The sequence below is a fragment of the Synechococcus sp. KORDI-100 genome, from assembly GCF_000737535.1.
Classification (GTDB): domain Bacteria; phylum Cyanobacteriota; class Cyanobacteriia; order PCC-6307; family Cyanobiaceae; genus Parasynechococcus.
This window is the reverse complement of record NZ_CP006269.1, coordinates 323,430-338,239: the sequence shown is the minus strand read 5'-3', so window position 1 is coordinate 338,239 and position 14,810 is coordinate 323,430. Positions and strand designations below refer to the sequence as shown.

Below are 14,810 nucleotides of genomic sequence, written 5' to 3'. Positions count from 1 at the left end.
CTCCTCGGTAATTTCGGAGAGCGTTGTGCTTCAGGGATGACCACCTGCTTGGCCCGGAGAACTTGGCTCCTGAGTGTCGCTCTGGCACTGGCTGTTGCGGGTTGCGGCAAGTCGGCGACGAAGCAGAGTCCTCTCTCGATTCAGACCACCAAGGTGGCCAACGCCAACTTCGCTCCGGTGGTGGAAACGATTGCACCCCTCGAGGCCACAGCGAATGTGGAGCTCAAGCCATCCATAGATGGGCGTGTTGTCAGGATCCTGGCCAAGGATGGAGATCCGGTCAAAGCCGGCCAGGTGATCCTGGTCCTGGACAACATCCAGGAACGGGCTGCCCTCGATGCCGCCCGTTCGGAAGCGATCAAGGACCGCGTCAATGCGGAACGCTACGAATATCTGTACGACCAGGGAGCTGTCTCCGCCAAGGATCGCGACCGGTACATCACAGAGGCGATCCAGTCCCGGGATGAAGCACGCTCCGATGAAGCCACCCTCGGTTACAAGGTGGTGCGCTCACCGATCGATGGGGTGATCGGCAACCTCGACATGGTGAAGGTGGGTGATTACGTCACCACGGGACAAACCATCACGGGAATTGTCGACAACTCCAATCTCTGGACCCTGATGGAGATTCCCTCGTCCGTTGCATCAACGGTGCAGAAGGGCCAGCCCGTGAGGCTGACCTCCCAGGGCAAGCCACCGATCACGGCCAATGGTGTGGTGGTGTTCATCTCGCCTTACTACGGGCAGGAGGACGAAGCCGGCAGCGCCCCGAACACGGTGATGGTGAAAGCGCAGTTTCCCAACCCCAACGGGGCCTTGAAGGCAGGCCAGTACGTGCAGACCGAGATCATCACGGGCAACTCAACGAACCTGGCCGTCCCCGTCCAGGCCGTGATGATGCAGGCCGAGCAGCCCTTCGTGTACCGGGTGATCCCGCTGAGTCAGGCCCTGCCCAAGATCAAGGCGTCCCAGAGCACACCGGAGAAAACCAAGAAGGAGCTCGAGAAGATGCCCAGCAACACCCCGATCGTGGTGCAGACCAAGGTGGAGCTGGGAACGCTTCAGAACAACCTCTACCCCGTCACATCCGGCCTCAAGGCTGGAGACGTGGTCGCTGTCAGTAACACCTCGATGCTGCGCAGCGGCATGCCGGTGAAGGTGAGCTCAGCCAAGTCGACAACGACGACCAAAACGACCAACTGAGCGCGATGTCCTTTTCCGACAACTTCATCAAGCGCCCTGTTCTCACAACCGTCTGCAGCATCTTGATCGTGCTGGTTGGTGTGATCGCCATCCCGACCCTGCCGATCGCGAACCTTCCCAACATCGCCAACCCCCTGATTCAGGTGTCGGCTGTGTACGGCGGTGCCAATGCCGAAGTGACCGAGCAGGCCGTCACCAATCCGCTGGAACAGCAGATCAACGGCGTGCCCGGCATGAGTTACATCACCTCCAACAGCGACATGTTGGGGAACAGCACGGTCAGCGTCTATTTCGACCAGACCACGGATATCGATATCGACCAGGTGAATGTGCAGAACCGGGTGTCTCTGGCGATGCCCCAGCTTCCGGAGCAGGTCTCGGCCACCGGTGTGTCCGTGGAGCAGAGCACCCCATCGATCCTGCTTGCCTATGAAGTGGGATCAACCGAAGGGCAGTTTGATGCGGGCTATCTCAATGGTCTGATCTACGACCAGCTTTATTACCCCCTCTCGCGCATCAACGGCGTTGCCACCGTGACGGTCTATGGCGGCGCCAATCCAGCCTTCTGGCTGTTCGTTGATCCCGACAAACTCGCCGCCAACGGCCTCACTTCAGAAGACGTGATGTCTGCCGTACAGGCCCAGAACAGCATCGCGGTTGGGGGCCTGGTGGGAGGTCCACCTGCAGCGGGAAATCAGGCCTATACCTACCCGATCCTGGTCGAGAACAACGGCAACCTCACCTCGATCGACGATTTCAACAACCTGATCCTCAACCGCTCAGAGACGGGCAATCTGCTGAAGCTCAGCGATGTGGGTGAGGTGCGCTACGGCACCAACACCTACTCCGTTCAGGCGATCGATAAAAACAACCACCCCTCCCTGACGATCGGGGTGTTCCAGACGCCGAGCAGCAATGCGCTGGATGTGTCCGATGCCGTGGTGAAGCAGATGGCGCAGTTCGCCTCCACCGCACCAACCGGGGTGACGGTGAATCAGATCTACGACATCGGCGAATTCATCGAAGCCTCCGTGGATGGCGTGATCGACGCACTCGGACTGGCAATCGTGCTCGTTCTGATCATCCTGTTCGTCTTCCTGCAGAACTGGCGCGCCACGCTGGTGCCCAGCCTGGCGATTCCGATCTCACTCGTCGGCGCTTTTGCCTTCCTGAAGGCCTTCGGTTTCTCGATCAACCAGCTCACCTTGCTGGGCCTGGTGCTGGCCACGGGCCTTGTGGTGGACGACGCGATCGTGGTGATCGAAGCCGTCTCCAGCAACATCGAGAAGGGCATGAAGCCCCGAGAGGCAGCTCTGGAATGCATGGGTGAGCTGTTCGGTGCCCTGCTCGCCACGGCCCTGGTGCTGATGGCGGTGTTCGTGCCGGTGGCCTTCTATCCCGGTGGCATCGGGATCATCTACCAGCAGTTCGCCCTCACGATCGCCTTCTCGATCGCGATCTCAGCGTTCAACGCCCTGACCTTTTCGCCGATGCTGTCGGGCCTGATCCTGCCCAAGGAGAAGCCGAATGAACCGCGCGGCTTCTCATGGATTGTGATCGGCGTGATCGTGGGGCTGGCCTTCGGTCACTTCAGTGCCGATTCCTTCGGCTCCTGGACCTACATCCTCGGGCTGGTCGTCGGTGCCCTGGCCGGCGCCAATCTGGTTGTGATCTTCCGGGTGTTCAACGCCGGATTCGCTCGTCTTCAGGCGTTCTACGCCAAGCTCCTGGCGCTGCTGATCAAGGCGCGGTTGCTGATCCTGGCGGGACTGGCGGCCGGCATCGCCCTCACCGTGTTCGCCTTCAGCTCCCTGCCGACAGCCTTCATCCCTGATGAAGATCAGGGATACGGCCTGGGCATTTATCAGCTGCAGAACGGTGCCTCACTCAACGAAACCAAGGAGTTCGCCTCGGCAATCGCCAAGGTGCTCGGCGAAGAGCCCGAGCTTGAGAATGCCGCCATCATCAGCGGATCGGGCTTCAACGGCTCCAGCCCGGACCAGGGCCTGTTCTTCTTCGGCCTCAAACCGCTCTCCGAACGCAAGAAGGCCAGCCAGAGTGCTGAAGCCATCATCCAGAGCCTCAACGAGAAGCTGGTGGAGCTCAGCGACGGCATGGCCGTGGCCATCGGGCCTCCGGCGGTCCCGGGCTTCTCCCCCCAGGGAGGCTTCTACTTCCAGTTCAACGACCTGAGCAACGGCGCCTACACGTTTAACCAGCTCTCCGATATGGCCGGTGAACTGATCAAGGAGGCGAATGCCAGCGGCGATTTCCAGAAGGTGTACAGCCAGTTCAACCCAAGTTCTCCGGCCGTTGGTCTCTCGATCAACCGGGACCTGATGGGTGCCCTCAACATCGACTATCAGGAGGCGATGGACACGATTGCCGCGCTCTCCGGCAGCAACTACACCGGCCTCACTTACGAGGCCGGTGAAGTACGCAACATCTATACGCAGGGAGCGCCGGATCAACGCGAAACCATTGAAGACGTACTGGGCTATTACGTCCGCTCCCGGGATGGTGAGCTGGTGCAGGTGTCCCAGTTCGCCACGGCGGATCTCAGCAGCGCACCCCCCACGATCAACCACTACAACCTCTCCCGGTCCGTCCTGATCCAGGGTGGACCGGCCGCAGGCAAGAGCAGCGGCCAGGCCCTCAGCTCCATCCAGAAACTGTTCCAATCTCTCAATTTCAACAACATCGACTACGCCTTCACCGGTCTGGCAGCGCTCCAGCTCTCAGCCGGCAGCGCCAGCTTGCTGGTGTTCGGTCTCGGTGTACTGATCGTGTATCTGGTGCTCTCAGCCCAGTACGAGAGTTACGTCACGCCCGTGATCATCCTGGCCACGGTGCCGCTGGCGATGCTGGGGGCTCTGACCTTCCTGGCGATTCGCTCGATCGATCTGAACATCTACGCCCAGGTGGGACTGGTCACCCTGATCGGTCTGGCGGCCAAGAACGGAATCCTGATTGTTGAGGTGGCGGAGCAGAAGCTGAAGCAGGGCATAAACGCGACCGACGCGGTGGTGGCTTCGGCTGAATCGCGGCTGCGGCCGATCCTGATGACAGCCATCGCCGCACTGGCCGGCTTCCTGCCGCTGGTGGTGGCCAATGGCGCCGGAGCTAACAGTCAGCAGTCCCTCGGCACCGTGATCTTCGGCGGTCTGGTGGTGGCCACGGTGCTCTCCCTTGGTGTGGTGCCACCGTTCTATGTGGTGGTGAAAAACCTGGAAGATCGGCTGTTCGGAAGCGAAAGACCAACAACCGATCAAGCCTCCACCGATCTGCCCACTGAGGCATGACTGAACCTGAGCCGTTTCTCTGGACCTGGCAGGACGCAACGATCGGCTGGTCCAGGAGTCAGTCCCAGGGCAGCACTGATCTGGCGGTCCTGTTGATTCACGGCTTCGGCGCCAATACTGGGCACTGGCGCTTCAATCAACCGGTGCTGGCCGAACAGGCCACCACCTATGCCATCGACCTGCTGGGTTTTGGTCGCAGCGATCAGCCCAGGGCACGCCTGAAGGATGAGCCCAACACAGCGGGCTCGGTGCATTACAGCTTTGATCTCTGGGGTCAGCAGGTGGCTGACTTCTGCCGAGAGGTCATCCAACAGCCTGTTCTACTTGTGGGCAATTCCATTGGCGGTGTCGTCGCCCTGCAAGCCGCGCAGATGCTGAAACAGAAATCAGAACCTTCTTTGTGCCAAGGCCTCGTCTTGATCGACTGCGCCCAACGGCTGATGGATGACAAACAACTGGCGACGCAGCCAGCATGGATGGCCTGGATCCGGCCACTGCTGAAAACCCTGGTGCGACAACGCTGGTTGAGCACGGCCCTGTTCCGGAATGCTGCGCGTCCCGGTGTGATTCGTCAGGTGCTGAAGCAGGCATACCCCAGCGGAATGAACGTCGACGACGATTTGGTGCAGTTGCTTTATGAACCAACACGACGACCGGGAGCTGCTGAAGCGTTTCGAGGATTCATCAACTTGTTTGATGACGTCCTCGCTCCTGATCTCATGGCCGATCTGGACCTACCCGTCAACCTGATCTGGGGTCAGGACGATCCCTGGGAACCTATCGCTGAGGCACAACGATGGAAAGAAACAATCGCCTGCATTCACTCCATCGATGTGATCGAGTCAGCCGGGCATTGCCCCCACGACGAAAAACCAAAGATCGTCAATAATATCCTCCTAAAGTTAGTGTGTAACACCTAAAGAAATGAACACAGAAACTAAAGATATCGAGAATACAATTGAAATTGTTGATGACCTAGAAGATCAGGGTCTATGGCTAGAGGCAATCAAAATCCTCAATAGAAAATGCTCCCAATACTTGCAACAAGATGAACTTTTTCACCGGCTCGGCAGACTGCACCAAAGACTAGGCAAGTTTAATCAAGCGGAGAAAAATTATCGAATAGCCCTTCAGATCAATCCAAATAGAAGTGGGACCCTGAACAATCTTGCTTTAATTAGCTTAGCAAAACAAGAAGATAAGGATGCTTTGCGTCTACTCTCAAGAGGATTGTCCATACAAAACAATACATCAATTCAAAACGCGCTCCTTTACAGCAGCCTGTGCGAGACCCTGCTTTTTATTAGGGAACCCCAAAAAGCAAACTTAAGCGCAAAATACCTTATTCAATACAACCCAGAGTGCAATGGCTACACAAACCTTGCCGTTTGCCTTCGACAACAAAATAAACTTCACGAAGCTCGACGAAGTCAAGAACTTTCAATTCTAAAAGGCAACCCATTCAAAGCCATTGATCGCGTCAACTTGATTCAATCAATCGGAAAACCCAAGTCTTCTATCGAGGCGAGCGTTCATCATCACCTCGAGCTAGTCAATCTTGGACTTTACGACTTACAGATCAATCCAGACAATAATCTGAGCCTTTGCCTGTTGCTTGCCAACATCGGCATGCACAGCAATTGCTGGACAGACGAAAGATTTATCCAAAGAACATGGAATGGCCGAAATATTCGACTGCTGACGATATGGCACGACCAAGGCTATGGAGATACCTTTCAACACCTGCGCTGGATCGATCTTGCTTGCAAAAAGTGCGAGCATCTTCAACTGTATTTACCGAGTTCTTTATTAAACACTATTAAACAACGCTTTGATTTGCCGTCCAACTGTTCAGTGCACACCATGACGCAGGATATACAATTCGCATGGATGAATGGGGACCAACATTTGGGCCTTAGCAATCTTCAAATCGTTCTGGCAAACGAGACTAAGCCAAGACTCTGCTACGGGAATTACCTGAAAAAGCCTGACTTCAACAAAGAAAAAACAGGAATCGGCCTTGTTTGGTCAGCAGGGAAACATCGTGAAGCTCAACCAGAGTGGTCCGCACGGATTAGAGACGTACCTCTCAAGAAATTGATACCAATTGCCGCTAAATGGAGTAAAAAATATGCACAATCATTGGTAAGTTTACAACTCTGTTCTGATTCAGATCTTCATACGTGGAAGGATTTTATCAACATATCCCAAGCAGAGTTATTAGAAAAAGATTGGATGCCTACAGTAAGGTCAATTGAAAAACTTAGATTAATCGTTACTGTTGATACTGCTGTTGCTCATCTATGCGGAGCCTTGGGAATTGAATGCATTGTTTTACTCAATTCCCCCTGCGATTGGAGATGGGGGCAAAGTGGTTCTAAATGTAGAATTTATCCAACATTACATTTAGCGAGGTGTCAAAATCCAAATGATTGGGATTGCGCCCTCGATACTGCTACAAATATAATTAAAAGACACTATAGTTTTTAAATATTTAGCACGCGACATAAGCTTCAACTTGATCACTGATGCGCCGCAAGCCAGCTAAACCATCTCGCTCGAGATTGCGTACGCGATCACGGCTCATCCCAAGAATTCGTCCGATACCGGTGAGGCTCATCGGCTCTTCACCATCCATGCCATAGCGCATGCGCAGAACCTGCTCCTGCAAATGAGGCAGTTGACCTAAAAGGTTGCGCAAGTCACCCTTCAAACAGTCTTCTTCTACTTGATCACTCGGGAGGTCGCCATCACCGGAGAGGAGTTCCAGCAGCTCAGTGTCGTCGCCATCGCCAACTTTCATCTCCAAGCTCACCGGTTGACGAGCACGGCACATCAAATCTTTGACGTCGTCTTCGGGAAGTTCAACGAACTCTGCCAACTCTGTGACGGTGGGGGTGCGACCAAGGTCCTGACTGAGCTCACGCTGACCCTTCTTGAGTTTATTCAACATCTCCGTGATGTGAATCGGCAGACGAATCGTGCGACTCTTCTCGGCGATGGCTCGCGTAATCCCCTGACGAATCCACCAGTAGGCATAGGTGGAAAACTTATAGCCACGGGTGGGGTCAAATTTCTCGACACCACGAACCAGTCCGATGGTTCCCTCCTGAATTAGGTCAAGAAGTTCCATATTCCGCTTGGTGTATTTCTTGGCGACGCTCACGACAAGCCTTAGGTTGGCAGCCACCATGCGCTCCTTGGCGCGGCGTCCGTGCTGGAGTTTGCGCTTGAGCTGCAAGTAGGAAAGGCCAGCAGCTTTGGCGAGCTGGTCACGGGTTGGGGTCGATCCATCGCGGCTCTCCAGCTCTCCCTCCAAAGCCTCCAGACCCATCAGATCCTGGACCTGACGACCCAGCGTGATCTCCTGCTCATGGGTCAACAGCGGTACGCGACCGATATCTCGCAAATAAGACCGAACAAGGTCAACGTCAACGCTGATCGGGCGTGTGGTGGTGGTCGTTGCAGACTTGGAAGCAACGGCTGTCGCGGGGGCCATGACGCTTCATTTAGTTATGTAAAGAGTACTCCTAAGAAACGTAAACAAGCTCTCAGAAAACCAAAGCTGCAGCGAATTGGGTAGAAATACCTGCCGCTTGTAGGAGCTTAGGGAGGTGGTTCAGCAGCCACTCAGCCGTTTTTAGATAGATGAGTGTCCCAGCCACGTCGGTGCAAGTGGTGATGAATGGCGTCGACATCAACGCCGGATCCAATCCCATCCGATCGAACAGCAATGGAAAAGCAGCCCCTGCTGTCGCGGCCAAGGTCGTGATCGCTAGAAGGCTGATCCCAACGGAAATGCCCACCAAGGCGCTCTCACCTCTCCACCAGGCGAAGGGCACCACCAAAAGCATCATCAGGACGCCCAGCAGCGCTCCGGCCATCACTTCGCGGCCCACTGCCTTGAGGGGACCGAGGGTCGAGATGCTCTGCGTGCTCAAACCTCGGATCACCACGGTGGAACTCTGGGCACCGACGTTGCCGCCGGTTCCTCCCAACAGAGGGATGAAGGCTGCCAGCAACACCACCTTCTGCAGCACGTCCTCATTGGCAGCAATCACCTCCGACGTGAAGAAGCTGGCCACCACCAGCACGGCAAGCCACACCACCCGGCGACGCGCCACGGTGAACAAGCTGCTGACGAAGTAATCGTCTTCATCACCGGCCTGAACAGCCCCGGCCGCATAGAGATCACGGGTGGCTTCCTGCTCGATCACATCAATCACGTCATCAACGGTGACGATGCCAACCAGACGTTGCTCAAGATCGACGACGGGAACTGCCAGAAAGTCGTAGCGCTGAATCGTGCGAGCCACCTTTTCCTGATCCGTATCCGTTTGAACACTCAGGACATCAGCCGTCATCACATCACCGATGCGGGTGATGGGATCTGCGGTGACCAGATCCCGGAGCGAAAGGATGCCGGTGAGGTGCCGTTCAGCATCGGTGACGTAGAGGCTGTAAACGGTTTCCGTATCGCGGGCACGGCGACGGACGATTTCCAGCGCTTCCTGGGCAAGGTGGTGTTCCTTGAGATCGATGAACTCCGTCGTCATCAGACGACCAGCTGTTTCAGCCTTGAATCCGAGCAGTTCTGACGTAACCCGTCGCTCATCCGGACTGAGCTCACTCAGAAGCTGACGCACCACCTTGGCAGGCAGTTCCTCGAACAAGCGAGCCCGATCGTCGGGAGACATTTCCTCGACCACCTCCAGCACCTCGCTGGAGCGCAGCTTGCTGAGCAGATTTTGTTGCGTAGTCGTGCCGAGGTATTCATAAACACTGATTGCCTCGTCCTTGCTCAGCAAACGAAAGGCGATCGCCTGGAGCGTGGTGGGCAGATTGCCAATGGCTTCAGCGATATCAACCGGCTGAACCGGTTCCAACAGCAGCTTGACGGCGTCGTAATTGCCGACGGCCAGCATGGCTTCAAGCTGACGCGACACCACCTCAGCGAGCATATGGTGCTCAACGGTGACGCCTGTCGAGACCCCAGAACTTTCAGCCATCGGACCTCAGCTGACGACCAAGTGTATGGGGCTTCAGGGCGTTAGCCTCACGCTCACTCAAAGACAAAGGACATGGCCATCAGCGTCAGCAACGTGACCGTGACCACACCCGATGGACATTCCAAATCTCTGGGTGATTACGCCGGACAGGTTCTGTTGATCGTGAATGTGGCCAGTCGCTGCGGCTTCACCAAGCAATACGCCGGCCTGCAGGCACTGCAGGACAACTACGCCGACAAAGGACTGACGGTGCTGGGCTTCCCTTGCAACGACTTCGGCGGTCAGGAACCGGGAACACTGGAGGAGATTAAGAGCTTCTGCTCAACCAGCTATGGCGCCAGCTTCGAGCTGTTCGACAAAGTCCACGCCATGGGCAGCACCACAGAACCATTCACAACCTTGAACCAGATGGATCCAGCCGGCGATGTGGCCTGGAATTTCGAGAAGTTTCTGGTGGGACGCGATGGAATCGTCATTGCCAGATTCAAAAGTGAAGTTACTCCAGAAGAAATTACTTCTAAAGTTGAATTAGCACTGGGGATGTGAACTAAACAGCGTAAATCTCTTTTCTAGACCACATCGCTATATAATTATTAACGCCACTGGTTCCAAAGGCCTCCAAAGACCCTTCTGAGGCATTGCGATTCCAAGTGGATTTGTGTAATGCCATAAGGTGCCCTGAAGGACCAACATAAGCCCTGTTTTTGTATTTGTGAAAAGGGGTTAGTTGCATAAAGAAACCATGATGCACTTGTTCACCAAGATGATGAATCAATTTCTCGCCTAGCAATCCTGGACCAGTTGGCGCCAGCGGAGTGCAACCAATATATTTCTCGCGACAATTTATTAAGATTTTTTCAATACATTCCGCCATCAAGCGATGGCCTCTTTTTATATATAAGAAACCATTCTGACAATGATATAGAGAGTGGTAAGGTCCATTTCCATAATCATAAAAATAAATAATTTCAGGGGACGACAATAAGGGAACCTTTGCCGTCATAACTGGTTTCAACGTAATGTCTGCATACCAACCACCGAATGCATAAAGCAAGCAATAACGACCTAAATCAGCCTTATAGGCATAGGGCAAAAGTGTATCATATGCAGCAACGACGTCTTTACAAAAATGTTCAACAATAAATTGACGCAAATATAATTTGTTGAAAAAATGATAGTTGTAATTAGAAAACTGATCTATAAAATCCTCTTGACATGACAAAAGAGATGGAGGCAAAGATGACTGCCCATCAGAAATGAATATTTGAAATAAATTATCACTTTTTGTCGATATAGAGCTCATGCTTCACTGTTACAATTAAAAAAGCTTAATTTGATAATTTTAAGATCATACATAAACTGCTCTTTCCCTCCATAGTTGATTATAATTATTCGTCCCCTGTAATCCTAAAGAAGCCATATCTCCACCCCTTGGCCTCATGGGATGCCATGCCGTCTTGTGCCATGCCAAAATTTCACCAGAACTTGAGACATATGCAAGATTGCGATTGAGAAATCGCTGAGTAAGAGGGAGAAAAAACCCTAATTGCTTGATATTATCCACACCAAACCCTGCCAAAATACTACCTAAAAGTGATGGGCCCGTTGGAGCAGTCGAACTCGTTCCATAATACTTCTTGCGAACATGTTCAAGAATTTTCTCAATACATTTCAGCATAACAGGATGACCCGCGGGTGAATAAATCAAACTGTTCTGACAATCAAAAGAACTGGCATGGGGCGAAGGCAGGCCTTCACCGTAATCCCTAAAAAAGCACAACCCGGAATTAGGGCCAGCTGATGCCAGAGTGGATGAGATAATTTTCAAAGTAATGTCAGAGTACCAGCCGCCAAATTGATACAATAAACAATAGCGTCCCAAATCCGCCTTATAAGCAAAAGGCCTTAGAGAATCAAATGCGAGCAAAACATCTCTGCCAAAATGAGATGAAAGAAGATTTCTTAGAGATATTATGTCCCAACGGCGGTAGTGAAAACCCTGGAGATGAGAGCGTGATTCAGTTGATACGGCTTCAATCAAATCGGGCAGAGTAATTGTGGAACTAGACTCTGCAGACAAAAAAATCTGAAAAAAATTATGATTTTGATGCACTTCTGAACCCACTGGGACTTGATTAAATTAAAGGATTCGCCGAGCGAACCAGAAGCCCGCACCAGCGGCACCCACTCCGCATCCGAGGGTCAGCCCGATCAAGCCCAATGCGGCAGCCCAATCACCTGAACTCAAGTATTTTATGGCCGCCAACATCCAACTGCTGAAGGTAGTGGCTGACCCACACAATCCGACACCCAACAACAACTGGCGGCGGGGGGCAAAAGGCAAACCCATCAGAAAGCCCAGGAGCGATGCACCAACAATGTTCACGAGCAGATGTTGATCTTGAACAATGTCTGCAAGCTGCCAACGCACAAGCGCACCTGGAACAGCGCCTGCGGCGACGAGCAGAACTTCCTCAGACTCAGACCGTAGTGGTGAAGGAACGTTCTCAGGCATAGGAGCCAATGGTGTATCCCAACGCAGCGGCAATCAGGCCAAACACCAGCGACGCAAGCGCCAGAGCAGCAGCCCCGAACCAGTGGTGAGCCTGCAATTCATTGAGAAGCTCCATCGCAAAGCTGGAAAAGGTGCTCAAACTCCCGAAGAAACCTGTGCCAAAGAGCAGCGTGATGCCGGTGGCGGACCCGCAAGACCCCTGCAACGCCATCACGAGACCGAGGCCAAAGCTGGCGACCACATTGACAATGAAGGTGCCCCAGTGCTTCCGGGGAACGATAGGCTCCATATGGTTAACAACGCGCAGCCGCAACAAAGCACCGGGCACAGCACCGAGCCCGACCAGAACAGGATCAAGCCCGAAGCCAGCCACGACGCGTATCCCCTGTGAGTTCCTGGACGTGGAACCAGACACAACCATCATCTCCAGCCCAGCGATGCAACAAACGCAAAGGAGTTCCAGCGGCGAGGTTGCTTAATGCCGGAGCCATCGCCACGGGACTTTGGTGCAAATCAGCCTCAAGAGTGGTGTGCAAAGGTCCGGTGCCCTGCGAACGGCGGCGGATCTGGGGCTGGCGGATCTCACCGGCTCCTGCCGGCAACGTCGCCGGGGCCATCAGAGCCACCCCCAACAACCAACTCCAGCGCAGAACACCGCCTAATCGAACACCACCTAATCGAACAGCAGCCATCAGATATCGAGTGCAGCCATATCCAACTCAGCGCTGTGGGTTTCAATGAATTCCCGACGAGGAGCCACCTTGTCGCCCATCAAAATGGTGAAGATGCGGTCAGCCTCGAGCGCGTCTTCGATTTCCACACGCTTCATCATCCGGGTTGTCGGGTCCATGGTGGTTTCCCACAACTGCTTGGGCATCATCTCGCCAAGGCCCTTGAAGCGTTGAATGGTGTAGTTGGCTTTCTCACCAAAACCATCCAGCGTTTTCTGTAAATCGGCCTCGTTGTAGCAATAGGTGTGGTTCTTGCCGCGCTCGACCTTATAAAGGGGAGGACAGGCAATATAGATGTAACCACCTTCGACAAGATCCTTCTGATAACGGTAAAAGAAGGTGAGCAGTAATGTTCGAATGTGGGCACCATCGACATCAGCGTCGGTCATGATCACAACGCGGTGGTAACGCAGATTTTTTTCATCAAAATCTTCCCCTTTAATTCCCAGACCGAGGGCAGTGATCAGAGCCTGAATCTCAGTATTTTTGTAGATCTTGGCATCATCTGTTTTTTCGATATTGAGAATTTTTCCGCGCAGCGGAAGAATCGCTTGAAAGCGACGATCACGTCCCTGTTTGGCCGAACCACCAGCAGAGTCGCCCTCCACGATGTAAATCTCGGACTCGGAAGGATCGCGGGAACTGCAATCGGAAAGCTTGCCAGGAAGTGTTGAACTCTCCAGAACACTTTTGCGCCTGACCAACTCACGAGCGCGTCGGGCCGCTTCCGCAGCATTGAAAGCCTGAATGGCTTTCTCAAGAATCAATCCAATCACGGATGGATTGAATTCCAAAAACTGGCCAAGTGCTTCACCGACGAGATTATCAACAATGCCGCGCACTTCAGTGTTCCCAAGTTTGGTCTTGGTCTGACCCTCAAATTCCGGCTCCGGAACTTTCACCGACAGCACAGCCGTCAATCCCTCGCGAATATTTTCGCCAGCCAGATTCGAATCAGATTCCTTACGCTTCCCGAGCTTTTTGGCAAAAGCATTCAAGGTGCGGGTCAGGACCGTCTTGAGGCCTTCGATATGGGTCCCACCATCAACGGTACGAATGTTGTTCGCAAATCCAAGAATGCTGTCAGAGTAGGCATCAGAACACCACTGCAGCGCTGCTTCAACTTGAACGCCATCCTTCTCGGAATTGACATAAATAATGTCTGGATGCAGAGCATCTTTCTCCGCATTCATGTAGGCAACATATTCCTTGATACCGCCCTCGTAAAAGTAGATTTCTTCATGGGCTTCACCATCGGCCGTTCGAGATGACTCCCGTTCATCACGGAAAACAATGCGCACCCCACCGTTGAGGTAGGCAAGTTCTCGCAGACGCGCAGCCAAAGTGGCGTAGTCGAAAACAATGCCAACGGTGAAGATCTCCGCATCCGGTTTGAAGCAGACCGACGTGCCCGTCTGGTCGTCCTGACCAGCGGGCAACGGTTCTGAACGAAGCGTGCCGATCGGGGCACCCCGCTCAAACCGTTGGCGATGGACCTGACCCTGGCGGCGGACGGTGACCTCAACCCACTCGCTGAGAGCGTTGACCACCGAAACACCAACACCGTGCAAACCGCCGGACACCTTGTAGCCACCGGCGCCGAACTTGCCTCCGGCATGCAGCACCGTGAGCACCGTCTCAAGCGCACTCTTGCCGGTGCGGGGATGCACGTCCGTTGGAATCCCGCGACCGTTATCGCTGATGGACGCGGAGCCGTCCTCACCCAAGACAACGAGAATTCCGTCGCAGTGACCGGCTAAGGCTTCATCAACCGAATTGTCCACCACCTCATAGACGAGGTGATGCAAACCGCGGGGCCCCGTCGAGCCGATGTACATGCCCGGGCGCTTGCGGACGGGTTCAAGACCCTCCAGCACCTGGATCTGCTCAGCGCCGTAGGCGTTCTGAACCTTGGAAGCGTCGCTCATTCAGAAGCTCTTGATCCAGGAGACAGGGTTCTATGAAGCCTCAATGCCTCGATACCTCGACCAGGCAGGCTTAGATTACCACCGGCGTCCCGTGGAGGCTCACAGAGGCCTCTGCGATGCCG

General features: G+C 54.1%; 13 protein-coding genes. 5 read left to right on the top strand and 8 right to left on the bottom strand.

The window, feature by feature from the left end; all coding sequences use genetic code 11:
* Window positions 1-36: 36 nt before the first annotated feature.
* The 4 genes from KR100_RS01595 to KR100_RS01580 are packed head-to-tail and all read left to right on the top strand — an operon-like array spanning window position 37 to window position 6,995.
* Window positions 37-1,203, top strand: coding sequence for an efflux RND transporter periplasmic adaptor subunit (locus tag KR100_RS01595; RefSeq protein WP_051847271.1), 1,167 nt, complete (start codon window positions 37-39; stop codon window positions 1,201-1,203).
* A 5-nt stretch (window positions 1,204-1,208) separates the two neighbouring features.
* Window positions 1,209-4,505 (top strand): efflux RND transporter permease subunit, encoded by a 3,297-nt coding sequence (locus KR100_RS01590; protein ID WP_038542653.1) that lies wholly within the window; start codon window positions 1,209-1,211, stop codon window positions 4,503-4,505.
* Window positions 4,502-5,425, top strand: a complete 924-nt coding sequence (locus KR100_RS01585; protein ID WP_038542651.1) for an alpha/beta fold hydrolase — start codon at window positions 4,502-4,504, stop codon at window positions 5,423-5,425. Before KR100_RS01590 ends, KR100_RS01585 begins: the two co-directional genes overlap by 4 nt.
* A gap of 4 nt (window positions 5,426-5,429) precedes the next feature.
* Window positions 5,430-6,995, top strand: coding sequence for a tetratricopeptide repeat protein (locus KR100_RS01580; protein ID WP_038542650.1), 1,566 nt, complete (start codon window positions 5,430-5,432; stop codon window positions 6,993-6,995).
* 4 nt (window positions 6,996-6,999) lie between these two features.
* On the opposite strand, the gene KR100_RS01575 is transcribed toward KR100_RS01580, so the two are convergent.
* Both KR100_RS01575 and mgtE read right to left on the bottom strand, forming a co-directional pair.
* Complete coding sequence (locus KR100_RS01575) at window positions 7,000-8,004, bottom strand: RpoD/SigA family RNA polymerase sigma factor (RefSeq protein WP_038542649.1); 1,005 nt, start codon at window positions 8,002-8,004, stop codon at window positions 7,000-7,002.
* A gap of 52 nt (window positions 8,005-8,056) precedes the next feature.
* Window positions 8,057-9,514, bottom strand: coding sequence for a magnesium transporter (mgtE, locus tag KR100_RS01570; protein WP_038542648.1), 1,458 nt, complete (start codon window positions 9,512-9,514; stop codon window positions 8,057-8,059).
* A 72-nt stretch (window positions 9,515-9,586) separates the two neighbouring features.
* On the opposite strand from mgtE, the gene KR100_RS01565 reads away from it, so the two are divergent.
* A complete protein-coding gene (locus tag KR100_RS01565; RefSeq protein WP_038542646.1) occupies window positions 9,587-10,060 on the top strand; it encodes a glutathione peroxidase in 474 nt (157 codons plus the stop codon).
* Between the two features lies 1 nt (window position 10,061).
* Here the strand turns inward: KR100_RS01565 and KR100_RS15540 are convergent, their stop codons facing one another.
* The 6 genes from KR100_RS15540 to gyrB are packed head-to-tail and all read right to left on the bottom strand — an operon-like array spanning window position 10,062 to window position 14,688.
* Window positions 10,062-10,817, bottom strand: coding sequence for a glycosyltransferase (locus KR100_RS15540; protein WP_156097863.1), 756 nt, complete (start codon window positions 10,815-10,817; stop codon window positions 10,062-10,064).
* 45 nt (window positions 10,818-10,862) lie between these two features.
* A complete protein-coding gene (locus KR100_RS15535) occupies window positions 10,863-11,627 on the bottom strand; it encodes a glycosyltransferase family 32 protein (RefSeq protein ID WP_204207751.1) in 765 nt (254 codons plus the stop codon).
* Between the two features lie 27 nt (window positions 11,628-11,654).
* Window positions 11,655-12,029: a CrcB family protein gene (locus KR100_RS01560; protein ID WP_038542644.1), complete on the bottom strand. Its 375-nt coding sequence runs from the start codon at window positions 12,027-12,029 to the stop codon at window positions 11,655-11,657.
* The gene (locus KR100_RS01555; RefSeq protein ID WP_038542642.1) at window positions 12,022-12,402 is read right to left on the bottom strand and encodes a CrcB family protein; all 381 of its coding nucleotides are present in this window, start codon (window positions 12,400-12,402) and stop codon (window positions 12,022-12,024) included. The genes KR100_RS01560 and KR100_RS01555 overlap by 8 nt, the downstream gene beginning before the upstream one ends.
* A complete protein-coding gene (locus KR100_RS01550) occupies window positions 12,383-12,721 on the bottom strand; it encodes a hypothetical protein (RefSeq protein ID WP_038542639.1) in 339 nt (112 codons plus the stop codon). The genes KR100_RS01555 and KR100_RS01550 overlap by 20 nt, the downstream gene beginning before the upstream one ends.
* Window positions 12,721-14,688: a DNA topoisomerase (ATP-hydrolyzing) subunit B gene (gene gyrB, locus KR100_RS01545; protein WP_038542638.1), complete on the bottom strand. Its 1,968-nt coding sequence runs from the start codon at window positions 14,686-14,688 to the stop codon at window positions 12,721-12,723. Before gyrB ends, KR100_RS01550 begins: the two co-directional genes overlap by 1 nt.
* Window positions 14,689-14,810: the final 122 nt, after the last annotated feature.